Raw genomic sequence first — 17,408 nt, forward strand, 5'->3', positions numbered from 1 at the left:
GGGGTGGCGGGACACCGCCCGCGCTCGTTTCGCCGGCGCGCACGACAGCCCGCATGCCGATCCCGCCGAGCGTGCCGGCGTGCCGAACGGCGGCCACACCGCGCTCGGGGTGACGGGGAGGTCGCCGGCTGCGGCGCGGCTGCGGGAGGCGATGCTCCGCGCGAGCGGCCTGGGGCGTCCGGTGCTGGTCACCGGCGAGGAAGGCGCCGGACGTCGTCGTCTCGCCGGCACGCTGCTGGCCCGATGGTCACCGCAGCGACCGGTCGTCATCGACGGCACGGCGCCGGAATGGCTCCGCCGTCTCGACGCCGCGGTGGACGCCGGCGCACCGGTGCTGGTGACCGACCTGATCGCCTCCGATCCCGTCCCGCTCCGCGCAGCCGTCGCCCGAGCGCACCGGCAGCAGGTACCGCTGGTGGCGACGGCCGTCGACGCAGGTCGCCTCGCCGGCGTGTTCCCGTTCGGCATCGCCGTCCCACCGCTGCGCGAGCGGCGCGCCGACGTCCGCGACCTCACCGCCGAGCTGATCGCCAAGCTCGCGCCAGGGCGGTCGCTCGCGGCACACCCGCGCGCCCTGCTCACGCTCGAGGCGCATGCGTGGCCGGGCAACGTACGGGAGCTGCAGTACGTGCTGTCACTGGCGATCCAGGAGTGCATCGGCGAGGAGCTGCTCGAGCGGCATCTGCCGCTGAGCGGCACCGCGCGGGACCACGGGCTGACACCGATCGAGAGGGCCGAGCGGGACGCGATCGTCACGGCGCTCACCGAGCTCGGTGGCAACAAGGTCGCGGCGGCGGCCGCGCTCGGATTCGCCCGATCGACGCTCTACCGCAAGATGCGGGCGCTGCGCATCGACGACCGGGCGCCGTTCTAGAGCGGCCGCGGGCCGGACGTGCGGCATGCAGTGGGACCTGTGCCTCGCGAACGGAGTCGGGACACGCGAGCGGAGTCGGGACTCGGGATCGGGCTTGTGCCTCGGGACCGGACTCCAGACTCAGGGGCGGACTTGTGACCCGCGAGCGGACATGGGACTCGCGAGCGGACCGATCGGTCCGCTGCAGGGACACAACCCCGCTCGCCGGCCGTTGAGGGCGGCGTTCCCCGGCTGCCGAGCGCTCGCCAGCGGCGGACGAGCGGTCGCGTAGGGACGGTCCCGGACCATATGCTCGGGCTCCTGACGCCCGTCCACCATTGGAGGCCCCACCCATGACCGTGCAGACGATCTCCCCCGCCGGCTGGAAGCCCGCCCGCGGCTACTCGCACGCCGTCCGCGCCGGTGACCGCATCGCCGTCGCTGGACTCGTCGGATGCGACCCCGCCGTCGGGAGCGTTCCGGAAGGCGCCGACTTCGTCGCCCAGTGGAGCGCGATCTGGGACAACCTCTCGGCGCTGCTCGCCGGGGCGGGCAGCAGCCCCGGGCAGGTGTCGATGCTGCGGATCTACCTCACCGACCTCGACGCCTACCGGTCCGCCGGCCGCGCCCTCGGCGAGTCGTGGAAGAAGGCCTTCGGCGACCATCTGCCGGCGATCACCATGGTGGAGGTCACCGGTCTGCTCGACCCCAACGCGTTGCTCGAGGTGGACGCCGAGGCCGTGGTCTGATCTGCCGCGGGGCGGCCAAGCGCGGCGCGTCCGGTCAGCCGTCGACGAGTACGAGGCCGAGCGCGCCGGCCAGCGAGAGCAGCTCACGCCGTACGCCGTCCTCCAGCGCCCGGGACGGCGCCTCGTCGTAGTGCACCGCGTGCAGGTGCAGACGTCCGTCGAGGTGGTCCGCCTCGACGTCCACCTTGCCCACCAACCGGTCACCGTGCAGCACCGGCAACGCGAAGTAGCCCCACCTGCGCCGGGCGGCCGGCTTGTACATCTCGAGTGCGTAGTCGAACTCGAACAGCTCCGTCATCCGCTTGCGGTCGAAGACCAGCCGGTCGAGCGGCGAGAGCAGCGCCGTCCGCCCGCGGAAGGGGCCGGCATCCAGCAGCGCCGGGTCTGCGCGCCAGGTGCCGCGGACGCCGTCGACGGCGACCTGGACCCCCGTCGTGCCGACGTCCCACGGCTCGTCGGGTGCCTCCGCGGCCTTCGCGCGGGCGATGCCGAGCGCTCGCAGCCGGCGCTCGTTCCGAGCGGCAGCGGCCTGCGTCGCGGGGACTGCGGCGACGTCCGGGTAGATCCGCGACGCGAGGTCCCAATGCCGCTCGGCCCGCTCTCGGTGCGACACCGCCACCTCGCCGCGCGCCTCCAGCTGCTCGACGAGCATGGTGGTGTTCTTGCGGTTGTTCCAGCCCGAGGAGCGCCAGTCCACGTCGCAGCAGTCGGGGAGGTCGCGCACCGGCAGCGGGCCGTCGGTGCGGAGCACCTCGAGGATCTCCTCGGCGCATCCGCGGTTGAGGTCGTGCCACTCGGCCGTCGCCAGCCGCCAGTCCGAGGCGTCCGGCCCCGGCCACGCGGCCATGTCGGCGAGATACAACGCGATGTCCTCCGCGACTCTCAGCCAGCCGCGGAACTCGACGAGCCGCCGGTCGGTCTGCGCCGCGTCGAGCGCGGCGGCGTCGTACGCCGGTCCGAGCCGGCTGCACAGCACCAGCTCGACGTTGGGTGCGACGTACGCCGTTCCGTCGACCTTCGTCGCGGCGAGGTGCCGGACGACGTCCGTCAGCCCGGTCGGGCGGTTCGCGTCGAGCAGCTGGGCGCGGACGGCGATCCGCCGGGCGTCCTGCCGAGAGATGGTCCGTACCCCCATACCGCCATCCTGCCCGAGCGTTACGGCATGCCCAGCTGACGCGCGAGGACCGCGCCGAGCGCGGCGACGGCGACCACCGCTATGAACGGCGCCCTCAGTCTGATCGCCACGATCGCGAGGAAGACGCCGACCACCCGCGCGTCGACGACCAGCCGCTCACCCGTCCCGAACGTCTGGGTGGCGGCCAGCGCGGCGAGCAGGCCCACCGGCAGCAGCAACGCCACCCGGCGTACGGCCGCGGAGTCGAGGATCCGCTGCGGGATCGACATCCCGGCGTACTTCAGCGCGTAGCAGCCGACGCACGCGAGGAGCACCCCGAGCCACATCACCGACCGCCGCCGGGCGCGCCGTCGGGACCGTCGCTCTGCGGGACGTCGGTCGATCCGCCGCCGGGCGCGCCCTCGGGACCGTCGCTCTGCGGGACGTCGTGCGACCGGTCCCCGTGAGACCGGATCACCCCGTGCGCATCGTGCCCCGGCTCGCCCTCGGTCATCGGATCCGGGTCGGTCGCCGCGTGCGGGGTGCTCGGCGCGCCCACGCGGGCCAGCAGCGCGTAGCCGGCGACGGCCACGGCAGCCACGATCACCGGCAGCCCGGGCGGCACGAGCGGGACGACGCCGAGGGCGACGACCGCACCGACCGCCGCGGCGATCCACGCCTGCGCCGTCCGCAGCCGCGGCGCGAACAGGAACACGAAGGCGGCCGGGGCGACCGCGTCGAGCCCGAGGGCGCGCGGGTCCGGCAGCGCGCCCGCGGCCACCGCGCCGATCAGCGTCGAAGCGTTCCAGAAGACGAAGATGCCGATGCCGGTCGACCAGAAGGCGGTGAGCTGCAGCCGCTTCCCCGTCTCGCCCATCGCCATCGCCGTCGACTCGTCGATCACCAGCTGCGACGCAGCGAGCTTGCGGGCGCCGCGCACCCGCAGCAGCGGACCGACGGTCAGCCCGTACAGCATGTTGCGCGCGCCGAGCAGCGTCGCCGCGGCCGCGCCGGCGAGCGGCGAGCCGCCACCGGCGACGACCCCCACGAAGGCGAACTGGGAGCCGCCGGTGAACATCACCAGGGACAGGACGCAAGTCTGCAGGATGCTCAGGCCGGCTGCGACCCCGAGCGCGCCGAACGTCAGGCCGTAGGCACCCGTCGCCGCGCCCATCACCACGCCGTTGCGGACGACGCGTCGCCGCTCGGTGCGGTGGACGGAATCGGCGGCAGGCACGCTCGCACGGTACCGCCGCGCCCGGCGGGTGATGCGCGGTGCACGCGGCCGGGCCCGGGGTCGGCGCCGGGGCGACCGCCGCCGGCGCCCGGGAAGCGGGCATCGTCGTCCGAAGCGGGGAAACCAGCCCGCCTCGGCCCGCGAACCCCGCCCGGCCCTCCGCGTGGAGGCGTGACCGAATTGAGACGGTGACGTTGCGCATCGCGCTATTGACGATCCTTGTAGCGTCCCCCACAGTTCTCACAACTCGATCACGTCCGGCCGGTCGCCGTCCGACTCGCCCTCATCGACCAGGGAGCCACGCCCACATGAGTTCCACCCTCAAGCGACTGATCGTCGCGCTCATCGCGTCCACCCTCGCGGTCGCCGGCTGCTCGAGCAGCTCGAGCGGCGGTGGTTCGTCGGACAGCGGCAGCGGCACCAAGTTCGAGGGCGACAAGGTCACCCTCGGCCTCGTCGCCGAGCCTGCCAGCCTCGACTTCACGACCGCCGACGGCGCCGCGATCCCGCAGCTGCTGCTGGACAACGTCTACGAGACCCTGGTGAAGGTCGACGCGAAGGGCAAGTTCCGGCCCGCGCTCGCCAAGGAGTGGAAGATCAGCGACGACCGGCTGACCTACACCTTCACGCTGACCGACAAGGCCAAGTTCACCAACGGCAAGCCGTTCACCGCGGACGACGCGAAGTTCTCGATCGAGCGGGTCAAGACCGCGTGGACCACCAAGCTCGCGAAGCAGATGCAGGTCGTCGAGTCGGTGACCGCGAACAGCCCCACCGAGCTGGTGGTGAAGCTGGCGCACCCGTCCAACTCGTGGCTGTACTCCATGACTACCCGCATCGGCGCGATGTTCTCCAAGGACGGCGTCGCTGATCTGGCCAACTCCCCGATCGGCACCGGACCGTACAAGTTCACCGACTGGAAGCGCGGCGACCAGATCACCCTCGAGCGCAACGACGGCTACTGGGGCGACAAGCCGCACTTCAAGACCGTCGTCTGGAAGTACTTCAAGGACCCGACCTCGATGAACAACGCCCTCCTCGGCGGCACCATCGACGTGGTCACCACGGTCCAGGCGCCCGAAGCGCTCGACCAGTTCACCAGCGGACCGAAGGCCGCCGGCTTCCAGGTCATCGAGGGGACGACGAACGGTGAGGTCGTGCTGTCCTTCCACCAGACCCAGGGCCCGCTCGCGGACGTGAAGGTCCGCCAGGCGATCCGCTACGGCATCGACCACAAGAAGCTGCTGGAGAACTGCTGGGCGGGCAAGGGCAAGCTGATCGGCTCGATGGTCCCGCCGACCGACCCCTGGTACGAGGACCGCACCGGCGACTTCCCGTACGACCAGGCCAAGGCCAAGGAGCTGCTCGCGCAGTCCGGCCAGCAGAACACCACGCTGCGGCTGCGGATCCCGTCGCTGCCCTACGCGCAGGCGTGCGGGCCGGAGGTGCAGTCGCAGCTGTCGAAGATCGGCATCAACGTCGTCATCGACACCCTCGAGTTCCCCGCCGCCTGGGTCAAGACGGTCATGACCGACCAGGACTTCGACATGTCGATCGTGGCGCACGTCGAGCCGCGCGACCTGCCGGTGGTGTTCGGCAACCCGGCCTACTACACGTCGTACAACAACCCGAAGGTGCAGCAGCTCATCGCCGAGGCGGACGCCGGCTCGGAGCAGGACCAGATCAGCAAGATGAAGGAGGCGGCGAAGATCATCTCGCAGGACGCCGCGGCCGACTTCCTGTTCCTGCTGCCCAACCTCATCGTCGCCAAGGACGGCATCAAGGGGCTGCCCAAGAACGCCATCGGCGAGTCGCTGCGGGTCGCGGACCTCACCGCATAGCCGCTCCTCCCCGGATGCGGTGGGTATTACCCCGCTACAGCGCGAACAGCGGGGCGGAAGCCACCGCATCCGGGCAGAGCGGGGCGAAAGCCACCGCATGCGGCGCGGGAACCGCGCATAACCCGCGGCGGCACCGCGCTACTCGGCGGCGGCGGCGGGCTACTCGGCGGCGTCGTCGGCTGCGGCGGCGTCCTCGTCGGTGCCGCGGCGTCGGCGGTCCACGATGCGGCGCACCGGGGTCGCGCCCCAGTAGATGCGGTCCGGCAGGATCCAGCCGCGCCAGCGCGCCAGCAGCGTGATCGCCGCGCCGACGACGCTGGCCACGGGCGTCGCGATGCTCGGGTGGATGACGACGCTCAACGCGGCGAGCGTGCCGCCGGCCGCGAGCGCGGCCGTCGCGTAGAGGGTGTTCCCGCCCAGCACCGTCGGGATCTTGCCGAGCGCGATGTCGCGCACCGCGCCGCCGCCGACCGCGGTGATCGCGCCGAGCAACACGGACGGGACGACGCCCAGCCCGTGCGACAGCGCGCGTTGGGTGCCGACCGCGGCCCAGGTGCCGAGCGCGAGCGCGTCGACCCACGGGAAGATCCGATCCCACCACTTGGTGCCCTCGAACGTGATCAGGAAGGCGAGGCCGGCACCGACCAGCGCGGTGCCGAGATACCACGGGTCGGTGAGCGCGACCGGCGGCCCGGCCTGGATCAGGACGTCGCGCAGCATGCCGCCGCCGAGGCCGGAGAGCACCGCGAGTACGGCGAAGCCGACCGGGTCGAGACGGTGCTGCCGGGCCACCGCACCGCCCAGGAGCGCGTTGGCGAGCACGCCCGTCAGGTCGAGGACGTTGACGACCTGCGACAGCACCTGCGTCTCCATGCGCCCTCCGTTCCGACCGTCAGAGAGTACCGAGCGGGCGGTGAGGATCGGGCGGGTCCGCGTGACGAGCGCACAATCGCCGTCGGGCAGAGTAGGCGGCATGGATGTCTACGAGGCGATCGCGAGACGTCGCGACGTGCGGGCCGAGTTCACCGGCGAGCCGGTGGCGGACGACGTGCTGCTGCGGATGCTCGCCGCCGCCCATCGGGCGCCGAGCGTCGGACTGAGCAGCCCGTGGGACTTCGTCGTGGTCCGCGACCCGCAGCGGCTCGCCGCGATGGCGCAGCACGTCGCCGAGGCGCGGCAGCGGTTCGCCGACTCGCTGCCGGCGGATCGCCGCGAGACCTTCGACCCGATCAAGATCGAGGGCATCTGCGAGAGCGGCACCGGCGTCGTCGTCAGCTACGACCACTCCCGCGGCGGCGCGCACGTCCTCGGCCGGCACACGATCGCCGACACCGGCCTGCTGTCGGTGGCGCTGGCGATCGAGAACCTCTGGCTCGCCGGGGTCGCCGAGGGCGTCGGTGTCGGGTGGGTGTCGTTCTACGACGAGGACTTCCTCGCAGGGCTCGTCGGGCTGCCGGACGGCGTGCGCCCGGTGGCCTGGCTGTGCGTCGGCCCGGTGCATCACCTGGAGGAGACCCCCGACCTCGAACGCTTCGGTTGGCGCGGACGGCGACCGTTGGAGCAGGCGATCCACCACGAGACCTGGGGGTCTGTGGACGCCGTCCGGCCGCGCTAGTGCCGGACGCCGGGTGGCCCGGGCAGGCAGCCGGTGTCGCCACGGACCGGCGTAGCCTCGTCCCGTGAGCCAGTCCCCAATGGTGCCGCCGGCCGCCCCGCCCGCCGGCCATCCGGCGCTCGAGATCGAGCACCTCGGGCTCGCCGACGGCCGCCGCATCGACTACCAGTGGGCCTGGGACTACCAGCGGGAGGTGCACGCCCGGGTCGCCACCGGCGAGCTGCCCGCCCGGGTGCTGCTGCTCGAGCACGAACCGGTGTACACCGCCGGACGCCAGACCCTCCCCGAGGAGCGCCCGTTCGACGGCACGCCGGTCATCGACGTCGACCGCGGCGGGAAGATCACCTGGCACGGTCCGGGACAGCTCGTCGGCTACCCGATCGTCCGGCTGCCCTCGCGCGTCGGCGTCGTCGACCACGTCCGGCGCATGGAGCAGGCGGTCATCGACCTGCTGGCCGAGCTCGGCATCGCCGCCGGCCGCGTGGAGGGGCGCACCGGTGTCTGGCTGCCCGCCGTCCCGTCTCGTCCGGTGACCACGAGCGCCGCCGGGATCTGGGACGCCGACCCGGCCCGCGCCGAGCGCCCCGCGCCGGACGCCGCCGCCCGGCTGATCCCGGACGGCCGGCCCGCGCCCGCGGTCGACTCCGCTCCGGACCACCGCGCCGTCCCGGCCGCGGCACCGTCAGCCGCCCCGGTGCCGCCGTCGCTGCGCAATGTGATCGCCGCTCCGGCGCGGCCCGAGCGCAAGATCTGCGCGATCGGCATCCGGGTCGCCCGGCGTACGACGATGCACGGCTTCGCCGTCAACGTCACCAACTCGACCGCAGCCTTCGAGAACATCATCCCGTGCGGCATCAGCGACGCCGGCGTCACCTCGATCGCCGCCGAGCTCGGCGCGGCGCCCTCGCTGCCCGAGCTGGCGGCGCAGCTGACGCCGCACCTGCGCCGGTGCCTGGACTACGAGATCCCGCTGTCGGACGTCGTACGACGCGGATAGCGCGCTCCGACGGATCCGCCGTCCGGGAGTACCCTGGCCGCGTGACTGTCGCACCCGAAGGACGCCGCCTGCTGCGGGTCGAGGCCAAGAACGCGCAGAGCCCGATCGAGCGCAAGCCGGCGTGGATCAAGACGCGCGCCAAGATGGGCCCGGAGTACCGCGAGCTGCAGTCGCTGGTGAAGTCCGAGGGGCTGCACACCGTCTGCCAGGAGGCCGGCTGCCCGAACATCTTCGAGTGCTGGGAGGACCGCGAGGCGACGTTCCTCATCGGCGGCGACGCGTGCACGCGGCGCTGCGACTTCTGCCAGATCGAGTCGGCCAAGCCGACGTCGTACGACACCGGGGAGCCGCTGCGCGTCGCCGAGTCGGTGCGCACGATGGGGCTGCGTTACGCCACCGTGACCGGCGTCTGCCGCGACGACCTGCCCGACGAGGGCGCCTGGCTGTACGCCGAGACGATCCGGCAGATCCACGCGCTCAACCCCGGCACCGGCGTCGAGATGCTGGCGCCGGACTTCTCCGGCAAGCCCGAGCTGCTCGGGCAGCTGTTCGACGCGCGCCCCGAGGTGTTCGCGCACAACGTGGAGACGGTGCCGCGGATCTTCCGGCGGATCCGTCCCGGGTTTCGCTACGAGCGCTCGCTCGACGTCCTCACCCAGGCGCGGGACGCCGGGCTGGTCACGAAGTCCAACCTGATCCTCGGCATGGGCGAGACCCGCGACGAGGTCGGCGAGGCGCTGCGCCAGCTGCACGATGCCGGCTGCGACCTGGTCACCATCACGCAGTACCTGCGCCCGAACATCCGGCTGCTGCCGGTCGACCGGTGGGTCAAGCCCGAGGAGTTCGTCGAGCTGGCCGATGAGGCCCGCGCGATCGGGTTCGCCGGCGTGATGTCCGGGCCGCTGGTGCGGTCGTCGTACCGCGCCGGCCGGCTCTACCAGCAGGCCCTCGACGCGCGCGCGGCCCGCCCCGCGTGACCCAGCGGACGGCGAGCGGACGCCGACGCGCGAAAACCGCGTTGCGATGTCCGCCGCCGGATGCGACGGTGGAGCGATGAGCACCGAAAGCACCCAGGACCACTCCGGCGCGCCCGAGGACATCAAGGCCAAGTTCCGGGAGGCGCTGGAGAAGAAGCACCAGCGCAACCATCGGCACGAGGACGAGGCCGGCGCGCACGGCGACTCCAAGGCGCACGGCGAGCACCGGCGCTCCGGCAACGACAAGACGTTCCGCCGCAAGTCCGGCTGACGCGGCCGCGGCGTCCCGCCGCAAACCCGGCCGACGCGGCGGAGCCGCCTGCTCGGGCTGCGCGACCGAGCCGTCGCGGCGTCCCGCCCGGTAGCGACCCGTTCGGTACTGTTGCGCCCATGGCCGTGAAGATCCTGACGCGCGTCGGCATCTTCCTGCTCACGCTGATCGTCGCGTCGCTCGTCGTCTTCGCGTTCATGAACCTGCTGCCGGGCGACCCGGCCCGCACCGCGCTCGGGCTCAACGCCGACGACGCGTCGGTGGCCGCGCTGCGCGAGCGCTTCGGGCTCGACCGGCCGTGGCCCGTCCGGTACTTCGAATGGGTGGGCGGCATGCTGCACGGCGACTTCGGGCGTGCCTGGATCGGCGACTTCGACCTCACTCCCCAGATCTGGGAGAAGCTCTCGCGCACCCTCATCCTGGTGGTCTGCGGCATGATCGTCGCCCTGGTCGTCGCGGTGCCGTTCGGCGTGGTGATGGCCGTGCGCCACCGCCGGCCCAGCGGCGTCGCACTCTCGGTGCTCTCCCAGGTCGGCGTCGCGATCCCCGCCTTCGTGCTCGGCCTGATCTTCATCAACTACCTCGCCCTGCACCTGGACTGGTTCAAGGTCGGCGGGTACACCGCGCCGCAGGACGACTTCGTGCTGTTCCTGCGCCAGATCACCCTGCCGGCCCTCTCGCTCGGGCTCGTGCAAGGCGCGGTCCTCAGCCGGTACGTGCGTTCGGCGATGCTCGACGTCCTCGGCACCGACTACCTGCGGACCGCCCGGGCCAAGGGCCTCACGCCGTACCGCGCGATCATCCGGCACGGGCTGCGCAACGCGTCCATCCCGGTGGTCACCGTCCTCGGGCTGCAGCTGGCCACCCTGCTGGTCGGCGCCGTGGTCGTCGAACGGGTCTTCGTGATCCCGGGCCTGGGCGACATGCTGCTCAACGAGGTGGCCAACCGCGACCTCATCGGCGTGCAGTCGATCGTGATGGTGCTGGTCTTCATCACGCTGTTCATCACCCTCGTCGTCGAGCTGCTGTACGTCGTCCTCGACCCGCGCCTGCGGAGCAACCGGTGACCGCGCCGGCGCCGGCCGCGACGCGGCGCGGCCGGGGACGCAACCTGAACCTGATCATCGGTGGCGTGCTCGTCGGGCTCATCGTGCTGGTAGGGCTGGTGTCGGTGTTCTGGACGCCGTACCCGCCGAACCTCAACTCGGTCGCGCCGAAGTACTCCCCGTTCTCCGGCGACCACCTGCTCGGCGGCGACGTGTACGGGCGGGACGTCCTGAGCCGGATCATGGTCGGCGCTCGCACGACCCTGCTCGTCGGGGTCGTCGCGGTCGGCATCGCGGCCTGCGTCGGCGTCCCGCTGGGCATCTGGGCGGCGATGACGCCCCGCCGCTGGGTCAGCGAGCTGGTGATGCGCGGCAACGACCTGCTGCTGGCGTTCCCCGCGCTGCTGCTGGCGATCATGCTCAAGTCGATCTACGGCGCGTCGACGCTCATCGCGATGGTCGCGATCGGCATCGCGACGATCCCGTCGTTCGCGCGCGTCTCCCGCGCCGGCACCCTGCAGGTGATGCAGACCGACTTCGTGATGGCCGCGCGCGCCGCCGGGCACGGCTCGTGGGCGATCGCCGTACGGCACGTGCTGCGCAACGTCGCGAGCGTCATCATCGTCCAGGCGTCCGTCGCGTTCGCGATCGCGATCCTCGCCGAGGCCGGCCTGTCGTTCCTCGGGCTGGGCACCCCGCCGCCCAACGCGACGTGGGGCACGATGCTGTTCGACTCGCAGGCGGTGCTCTACAAGGCGCTGCGGCTCGGCTTCGTCCCCGGGTTCGCGATCGCGCTCGCGGTCATCGGGTTCAACCTGCTCGGCGACGGGCTGCGCGACCGGCTCGACGTCACCCTCTCGGAGGCGCGATGAGCACCCCTCGGCCCCCACACGGCACGTCGGACGACGCCGCGCCGCGCGTGGGCACCGCTGCGGTCCCGCCCGCGGCGGGACGGCGCGTCCTGGAGGTCACCGACCTCTGCATCGACGCGGCCAACTTCCGGCTGCTCGACGGGGTGTCGTTCACCATCGACGGCGACGAGCGAGTGGGCCTCATCGGCGAGTCGGGATCGGGAAAGTCGCTCACCTCGCTGTCGATCATCGGCGTGCTCCCGGACAACCTGACCGCCTCCGGCTCGGTCGACCTCGCCGGCACCGAGCTGATCGGGCGTCGCGAGCGCGACCTCGCCCGGCTGCGCGGCAAGGACGTCGCGATGGTGTTCCAGGAACCGATGACCGCGCTCAACCCCACGATGAAGATCGGCACCCAGATCGCCGAGGCGATGCTGCTGCACGGCACCCGGGCCTCGAAGAAGGACGCCGTCCGCGAGGCCGTCGGGCTGCTCGAGCAGGTCGGGCTGCCCGACCCCCAGGAGTCGGCCGAGAAGTACCCGCACCAGCTCTCCGGCGGCCAGCGGCAGCGCGTGGTGATCGCCATCGCGCTGGCCAACGACCCGGCACTGCTGATCTGCGACGAGCCGACGACCGCGCTCGACGTGACGGTCCAGGCGCAGGTGCTCGACCTGATCCGCACCGAGGTCGACGAGCACAACGCCGCGCTGCTGTTCATCACCCACGACCTCGCCGTCGTCGCGCTGATGTGCCACCGCGTGCTGGTGATGTACGGCGGACGGGTCGTCGAGGCGGGCCGCGTGCACGAGGTCTTCCAGGCCCCCCGCCACCCGTACACCGCCGGGCTGCTGGCGTCGTCCGACCTCGACCGGGTGGACGCCGACGGCAACCTGCCCACCATCCCCGGATCGGTCCCGCCCGCCGGCCGGTTCCCCGACGGCTGCGTCTTCCGCAACCGGTGCGATCGGGCGACCGCCGAGTGCGCCGCCGTACCGCCCTGGACCACCCGCGACGGAGCCGCGACGGACGTCGCCAGCGGCAACAGCGGGTACGCCTGCTTCCATCCGATCGGAGGGTCCTTATGACGGCCCGGACCTCCTCGACGGCACGGGGACCGCGCCCCGGCCGCTCCCGGACGCGGTGGCTTCCGCCCCGCTCTTCCCGGACGCGGTGGCTTCTGCCCCGCTATCGAGCATGTAGCGGGGCACAACCCACCGCGAGCGTGGGGACTCCGGCGTGAGGGCGGACGATGGCGGGCGCGAGCCGATGATCAGCGTGCGCGACCTGACGCGGTCCTACCCGCGGCGGCGAACCTCCCTGCTCGGCAAGCCCGGGCACACCCTCGGCCTCGACGGTGTCGGCTTCGACGTCGCCGCCGGCGAGCGGTTCGCCATCGTCGGGGAGTCCGGCTCGGGCAAGTCCACGCTGCTGCGGATCCTCGCCGGGCTCGACCAGCCGACGTCCGGCAGCGTCTCGGTCGCCGGTATCGACCTCACCCGGCACGGCAAGCACGTGCGGGCGCTGCGCCGGAAGCTGCAGATGGTCTTCCAGGACCCGATGAGCTCGCTCGACCCGCGGATGCGGGTGCGCGACATCGTCGCCGAGCCGCTCGTCGCACAGCGCATCAAGCACTCGCGCGCCGACATCGAGCAGCTGCTGCAGGACGTCGGGATCAATCCCGAGAGCGCCGACCGCTACCCGCACCAGTTCTCCGGGGGCCAGCGGCAGCGGATCTCGATCGCCCGCGCGCTGGCGCCGAACCCCAGCATCCTGATCGCCGACGAGCCGGTCTCCGCGCTCGACGTGTCGGTGCGCGCCCAGGTGCTCAACCTCATCAACACGCTGGTCCGCGAGCGCGAGCTCACCCTGGTGTTCGTCTCCCACGACCTGTCGGTGGTGCGGCACCTGTGCCAGCGGATCGCCGTCCTCAAGGACGGCAGGCTCATCGAGATCGGGGACACGGCGCAGGTGTACGACGACCCGCAGACGGAGTACACCAAGCGACTCGTGGCGGCGATCCCGACGCTCGCCAAGGCGCTGTCCGGCGCCGGCACCGGCGACCTGCTGACCTGAGGCGCTCCGACAGGACGTCGCCGATTCGGGGCCCTGTCCATCCGGGGTGGACAGGGCCCGTCCTGCGTGACGTTCTCCGGAGGTCTCCCCGCCGAAGCGGGCTGCTCCTGGCTACAGCGAGCGGGCGACGAGCTCCTTCATGATCTCGTTGGTGCCGCCGTAGATCTTCTGCACGCGGGCGTCGGCGTACATCCGGGCGATCGGGTACTCCCACATGAAGCCGTAGCCGCCGAACAGCTGCAGGCACCGGTCGACGACCTTGTTCTGCATGTCGGTGCTGAAGAACTTGGCCATGGAGGCGCCGGCCGTGTCGAGCTCGCCGCGCAGGTGCCGCTCGATGCAGTTGTCGACCATGGTGCGGGTGGCGAAGGCGTCGGCGACGCACTCGGCCAGCACGAACCGGGTGTTCTGCTGCTCGAGCAGCGTCTTGCCGAACGCCTTGCGCTGCTTGGCGTAGTCGATGGCCAGCCGGACGGCGGCCTCGCACGCGACCGCGGCACCGACCGCGATGGTCAGCCGCTCCTGCGGGAGGGCGCCCATCAGGTGCCGCATCCCGTAGCCCTCCTCGCCGCCGAGGATGTTGGCCGCGGGGACCCGCATGTCCTCGAAGAACAGCTCGCGGGTGTCCTGGCCGTGGGTGCCGAGCTTCTTCAGGGCGCGGCCGCGCTGGTAGCCCGGCAGGTCCTGCGTCTCGGCGACCAGCAGCGACAGGCCCTTGCCGCCAGGCTGGTCGCCGGTGCGGACGACGAGCACCATGAGGTCGGCGTGCGTGCCGTTGGAGATGAACGTCTTGGCGCCGTTGACGACGTACTCGTCACCGTCGCGGACGGCGCGGGTGGCGATCGCCTGCAGGTCCGATCCGGTGCCCGGCTCGGTCATCGCGATGCCGCACACGTACTCGCCCGACGCGAGCTTGGGCAGCCAGTTGCGCTTCTGCTCCTCGGTGCCGTACGAGGCGAAATAATGCGCGACGATCGTCGAGTGCACCGAGTTGGCCCACGCGGTGTCGTACACGTAGCCCTGCTCCTCGATGATCACCGCCTCGTGCGCGAAGGTGCCACCGCCGCCGCCGTACTCCTCGGGGATGCTGATGCACAGCAGGCCCTGCTCCCCCGCCTTGCGCCAGAAGTCGCGGTCGACCTGCTGCTGCTCGTCCCACCGCTCCTCGTGCGGGACCATCTCGCGCTCGAGGAAGGTGCGGGTCATCGCGCGGAGATCGGCCAGCTCCTCGGTCATCCAGGGCTTGGTGTACTCGTCCAGAATCATGCGGTCGTTCCTTCGTGTGTGGGCGGCTACTTGCCGGTGAACTCGGGCCGGCGCTTCTCCAGGAACGCCGCCTGCCCCTCGTGGCAGTCGTCGGAGGCGAGGGCGATCTTGAAGTTCCGCCGTTCGTACTCGAGGCCGGTGGCCAGCGGGACGTCGACGGAGGCGAGGGCGGCGTCCTTCGCGAGACCGACCGCGAGCGGCGAGTTGCCCGCGATCGTCGCGGCGATCCGCTTCGCCGCCTCCAGCGCACCGCCGCTCTCGGCCAGATCGCTGACCAGCCCGGCCCGTTCGGCGTCCTCTCCGGAGATCGGCTCGCCGGTCAGCAGCATCCGCATCGCCTTGGCCTTGCCGACGGCGGTGATCAGCCGCTGGGTGCCGCCGGCGCCGGGAATCACGCCCAGCTTGACCTCGGGGACGCCGATCTTCGCGTCGCGGGCCGCCACGACGATGTCGCACGCCAGCGCGAGCTCGCAGCCACCGCCCAGCGCGAGCCCCTCGACCGCCGCGATGACGGGGATCCGCAGCGCCGCGAGGGACTGCCACATGCTCAGGGTGTCCGATTGCGCGGACTCCATCACCGGGGACTCGCGCAGGCCCTCGAAGCCGGTGATGTCGGCTCCGGCGCAGAACGCACCTCCGGCCCCGGTGACGACGACGGCGCGGGCCCCGTCGCGCCGGGCCCGCGCGAATGCGTCGGCCAGGCCGGCGCTCACCGCGGGGTTCATCGCGTTCTTGCGCTCGGGCCGGTCGATGGTGACGACGGCGACCGCGTCGTCGAGCTCGTAGCGGACCTGCTCGGTCATCCTGCTCCTCGGCTGGGGGTGGGACGGCGGCCGGCTACTCGCCGGCGCCTCGGTAGCGATCGCCGTACGTCGCGCGCATCCGCTTCTTGTCGAGCTTGCCGACGCTGGTGCGCGGCAGCTCTTCGACGATCTCGATGTGGTCCGGCAGCTGCCACTTGGCGAAGCTCTTCGACAGCAGCTCGTGCACCTCCTCGAGCGTGACCGGGTCGGCGGGGTCGGTGACCACGACCGGCAGCGGACGCTCCTGCCACTGCGGGTGCGGGACGCCCACGACGCCGGCGTCCTTGATCTTCGGGTGGCTGATCAGCAGGTTCTCCATGTCGATGGAGGAGATCCACTCGCCGCCGCTCTTGACGACGTCCTTGATGCGGTCGGTGAGCTTCAGGTAGCCGGTCGGGTAGATCTTCCCGACGTCGCCGGAGCGCCAGTAGCCGTCCATGAACCGCGCGGCCGCCTCCTCCGGCGACTCCTCGAGCCGGTAGTAGCTGCTGATGATCCACGGCCCGCGCAGCAGGACCTCGCCCTGCGCCTCGCCGTCGAACGGCAGGTCGTTGCCGTCGGCGTCCACCAGCCGGAAGTCGACCCCGTTGAGCATGAGCCCCTGGTTGCGCTTGAGGTCCCACCGCTGGTCGTCGTCGAAGGCGTCGCCCAGCGTCGCCTTGACGCCGACGTTGGTGGCGACCATCGGGGTGGTCTCGGTCGCGCCGTACGCGTGGATGACGTCGGCGCCGGTGATCTCCTTGAAGTCCCGCATCAGCGACACCGGTGGCTCGGTCGCGCCGGACAGCAGCCGCGCCCGGCTGAAGTCGGGCTTCTCGTCCAGGGTCTTGATGTAGTTCATCATCGGCTGGAAGATCGCCGGCGCGCCGTTGGCGACGGTCACCTGCTCGTTGATCATGGCGTCGACGAGCACCGAGGTGTCGTCGGCCGTGTACCGGCCCGGAAGCACGACCTTGGCGGCGGCCAGCACGCTGGAGTGCACCAGTCCCCAGCAGTTGCCGTGGAACATCGGCGTGATCAGGCAGACGCTGTCCTCGGCGCTCATCCCGAGGTTGGTGGCCTGGCTCATGGTGTGCAGGTACATGCCGCGGTGCGAGTAGTAGACGCCCTTGGGCCGACCAGTCGTGCCGGTCGTGTAGCAGGCGCCGTACGCGGAGGTCTCGTCGATCATCGGCCAGTCGTACGTCGTGGGCTGCTGCGCGAGCAGGTCGTCGAGGTGCCGGACGTTCGGCAGCGTCGTGGAGAGGTCGCCCAGCGGCTTGTCGCTCATCACGATCCAGCCCTCGACGCCGGGCGCGTGCGGCGCGAGCTGCTCGGCGAGCGGAAGCAGCGACTCGTCGACGAGCACGAACCGGGCACCGGAGTGCGTCGTGACGTAGCCGAGGTCCTCGGTGCCCAGGCGCAGGTTCATCTGCAGCAGCACCGCGCCGACGGCGGGGATCGACCAGTAGAGCTCGAAGAACCGCCGGCTGTTCCAGTCGAGCACGCCGATGACGTCACCGGGGCGCACGCCGATCGCGTCGAAGAGGTTGGCCTGCTGCGCGATCCGCGCGAAGGCCTCCGCGTAGGTGTAGCGCTCCCAGTCCCCCTCCGCGGTGCGGTAGACGATCTGCTGCTCCGGGTAGGTGCGCGCCGCGTGCCGGATGAGGGTCGTGGTGTTGAGCTGGTAGTCGTCGCCGTGCGTGGACGGCCGGCCCTTGATGATGTCCATGTGG

The 17,408-nt window shown here is 71.8% G+C and carries 18 protein-coding genes; 11 read left to right on the top strand and 7 right to left on the bottom strand.

Annotated elements, in window-relative coordinates; translation table 11 throughout:
- Both F8A92_RS06495 and F8A92_RS06500 read left to right on the top strand, forming a co-directional pair.
- On the top strand, positions 1-874 hold an 874-nt coding region (locus tag F8A92_RS06495), incomplete at its 5' end, for an AAA-type ATPase lid domain-containing protein (RefSeq protein ID WP_323368426.1).
- Positions 875-1,206: 332 nt separating this feature from the next.
- Complete coding sequence (locus tag F8A92_RS06500) at positions 1,207-1,602, top strand: RidA family protein (protein ID WP_153504350.1); 396 nt, start codon at positions 1,207-1,209, stop codon at positions 1,600-1,602.
- A gap of 34 nt (positions 1,603-1,636) precedes the next feature.
- Here F8A92_RS06500 and F8A92_RS06505 read toward each other — a convergent pair whose 3' ends face one another.
- The 3 genes from F8A92_RS06505 to F8A92_RS06515 are packed head-to-tail and all read right to left on the bottom strand — an operon-like array spanning position 1,637 to position 3,953.
- Positions 1,637-2,737, bottom strand: coding sequence for a DNA glycosylase AlkZ-like family protein (locus F8A92_RS06505; protein WP_153504351.1), 1,101 nt, complete (start codon positions 2,735-2,737; stop codon positions 1,637-1,639).
- A 20-nt stretch (positions 2,738-2,757) separates the two neighbouring features.
- Positions 2,758-3,051: an AzlD domain-containing protein gene (locus tag F8A92_RS06510; RefSeq protein ID WP_228389260.1), complete on the bottom strand. Its 294-nt coding sequence runs from the start codon at positions 3,049-3,051 to the stop codon at positions 2,758-2,760.
- A gap of 11 nt (positions 3,052-3,062) precedes the next feature.
- Complete coding sequence (locus F8A92_RS06515) at positions 3,063-3,953, bottom strand: AzlC family ABC transporter permease (protein WP_228389261.1); 891 nt, start codon at positions 3,951-3,953, stop codon at positions 3,063-3,065.
- Positions 3,954-4,261: 308 nt separating this feature from the next.
- On the opposite strand from F8A92_RS06515, the gene F8A92_RS06520 reads away from it, so the two are divergent.
- Entirely contained in the window at positions 4,262-5,794 is a 1,533-nt protein-coding gene (locus F8A92_RS06520) for an ABC transporter substrate-binding protein (RefSeq protein ID WP_153504353.1), read from the top strand.
- A gap of 159 nt (positions 5,795-5,953) precedes the next feature.
- Here the strand turns inward: F8A92_RS06520 and F8A92_RS06525 are convergent, their stop codons facing one another.
- Entirely contained in the window at positions 5,954-6,667 is a 714-nt protein-coding gene (locus F8A92_RS06525) for a trimeric intracellular cation channel family protein (RefSeq protein WP_153504354.1), read from the bottom strand.
- A gap of 100 nt (positions 6,668-6,767) precedes the next feature.
- Here F8A92_RS06525 and bluB point away from each other — a divergent pair, with 100 nt between their 5' ends.
- From bluB to F8A92_RS06565, 8 genes are all read left to right on the top strand, one after another.
- On the top strand, positions 6,768-7,409 hold the full coding sequence (bluB, locus tag F8A92_RS06530) for a 5,6-dimethylbenzimidazole synthase (protein ID WP_153504355.1): 642 nt from the start codon (positions 6,768-6,770) through the stop codon (positions 7,407-7,409).
- Between the two features lie 64 nt (positions 7,410-7,473).
- The gene (gene lipB / locus F8A92_RS06535; protein WP_228389262.1) at positions 7,474-8,406 is read left to right on the top strand and encodes a lipoyl(octanoyl) transferase LipB; all 933 of its coding nucleotides are present in this window, start codon (positions 7,474-7,476) and stop codon (positions 8,404-8,406) included.
- Positions 8,407-8,447: 41 nt separating this feature from the next.
- Positions 8,448-9,383 carry a lipoyl synthase gene (gene lipA, locus F8A92_RS06540; protein WP_153504356.1) on the top strand — a complete coding sequence of 312 codons (936 nt, stop codon included), beginning with the start codon at positions 8,448-8,450 and terminating at the stop codon, positions 9,381-9,383.
- Positions 9,384-9,459: 76 nt separating this feature from the next.
- Positions 9,460-9,654, top strand: a complete 195-nt coding sequence (locus F8A92_RS06545; protein ID WP_153504357.1) for a DUF5302 domain-containing protein — start codon at positions 9,460-9,462, stop codon at positions 9,652-9,654.
- A gap of 119 nt (positions 9,655-9,773) precedes the next feature.
- On the top strand, positions 9,774-10,721 hold the full coding sequence (locus tag F8A92_RS06550; protein ID WP_153504358.1) for an ABC transporter permease: 948 nt from the start codon (positions 9,774-9,776) through the stop codon (positions 10,719-10,721).
- Positions 10,718-11,572 carry an ABC transporter permease gene (locus tag F8A92_RS06555; protein ID WP_153504359.1) on the top strand — a complete coding sequence of 285 codons (855 nt, stop codon included), beginning with the start codon at positions 10,718-10,720 and terminating at the stop codon, positions 11,570-11,572. The genes F8A92_RS06550 and F8A92_RS06555 overlap by 4 nt, the downstream gene beginning before the upstream one ends.
- Positions 11,569-12,636, top strand: coding sequence for an ABC transporter ATP-binding protein (locus F8A92_RS06560; RefSeq protein ID WP_153504360.1), 1,068 nt, complete (start codon positions 11,569-11,571; stop codon positions 12,634-12,636). The genes F8A92_RS06555 and F8A92_RS06560 overlap by 4 nt, the downstream gene beginning before the upstream one ends.
- 151 nt (positions 12,637-12,787) lie before the next feature.
- The gene (locus F8A92_RS06565) at positions 12,788-13,624 is read left to right on the top strand and encodes an ATP-binding cassette domain-containing protein (protein WP_228389263.1); all 837 of its coding nucleotides are present in this window, start codon (positions 12,788-12,790) and stop codon (positions 13,622-13,624) included.
- A gap of 111 nt (positions 13,625-13,735) precedes the next feature.
- Here the strand turns inward: F8A92_RS06565 and F8A92_RS06570 are convergent, their stop codons facing one another.
- Genes F8A92_RS06570 through F8A92_RS06580 form a run of 3 tightly spaced genes read right to left on the bottom strand, consistent with a single transcriptional unit; the run spans position 13,736 to position 17,404 of the window.
- A complete protein-coding gene (locus tag F8A92_RS06570; protein ID WP_153504361.1) occupies positions 13,736-14,890 on the bottom strand; it encodes an acyl-CoA dehydrogenase family protein in 1,155 nt (384 codons plus the stop codon).
- A gap of 26 nt (positions 14,891-14,916) precedes the next feature.
- The gene (locus F8A92_RS06575; protein WP_153504362.1) at positions 14,917-15,693 is read right to left on the bottom strand and encodes an enoyl-CoA hydratase-related protein; all 777 of its coding nucleotides are present in this window, start codon (positions 15,691-15,693) and stop codon (positions 14,917-14,919) included.
- Between the two features lie 34 nt (positions 15,694-15,727).
- Entirely contained in the window at positions 15,728-17,404 is a 1,677-nt protein-coding gene (locus F8A92_RS06580) for a long-chain-fatty-acid--CoA ligase (protein ID WP_153504363.1), read from the bottom strand.
- Positions 17,405-17,408: the final 4 nt, after the last annotated feature.

The organism is Cumulibacter manganitolerans (genome assembly GCF_009602465.1).
In the GTDB taxonomy this organism is placed as follows: Bacteria; Actinomycetota; Actinomycetes; order Mycobacteriales; family Antricoccaceae; genus Cumulibacter; species Cumulibacter manganitolerans.

What these genes read in the sequence shown, in the direction of transcription:
- F8A92_RS06525 (WP_153504354.1), bottom strand. Translation starts at nt 6,667, where the DNA reads ATGGAGACGCAGGTGCTGTCGCAGGTCGTCAACGTCCTCGACCTGACG.
- F8A92_RS06500 (WP_153504350.1), top strand. Translation starts at nt 1,207, where the DNA reads ATGACCGTGCAGACGATCTCCCCCGCCGGCTGGAAGCCCGCCCGCGGC.
- F8A92_RS06560 (WP_153504360.1), top strand. Translation starts at nt 11,569, where the DNA reads ATGAGCACCCCTCGGCCCCCACACGGCACGTCGGACGACGCCGCGCCG.
- F8A92_RS06575 (WP_153504362.1), bottom strand. Translation starts at nt 15,693, where the DNA reads ATGACCGAGCAGGTCCGCTACGAGCTCGACGACGCGGTCGCCGTCGTC.
- F8A92_RS06550 (WP_153504358.1), top strand. Translation starts at nt 9,774, where the DNA reads ATGGCCGTGAAGATCCTGACGCGCGTCGGCATCTTCCTGCTCACGCTG.
- bluB (WP_153504355.1), top strand. Translation starts at nt 6,768, where the DNA reads ATGGATGTCTACGAGGCGATCGCGAGACGTCGCGACGTGCGGGCCGAG.
- F8A92_RS06520 (WP_153504353.1), top strand. Translation starts at nt 4,262, where the DNA reads ATGAGTTCCACCCTCAAGCGACTGATCGTCGCGCTCATCGCGTCCACC.
- F8A92_RS06570 (WP_153504361.1), bottom strand. Translation starts at nt 14,890, where the DNA reads ATGATTCTGGACGAGTACACCAAGCCCTGGATGACCGAGGAGCTGGCC.
- F8A92_RS06505 (WP_153504351.1), bottom strand. Translation starts at nt 2,737, where the DNA reads ATGGGGGTACGGACCATCTCTCGGCAGGACGCCCGGCGGATCGCCGTC.
- F8A92_RS06580 (WP_153504363.1), bottom strand. Translation starts at nt 17,404, where the DNA reads ATGGACATCATCAAGGGCCGGCCGTCCACGCACGGCGACGACTACCAG.
- F8A92_RS06545 (WP_153504357.1), top strand. Translation starts at nt 9,460, where the DNA reads ATGAGCACCGAAAGCACCCAGGACCACTCCGGCGCGCCCGAGGACATC.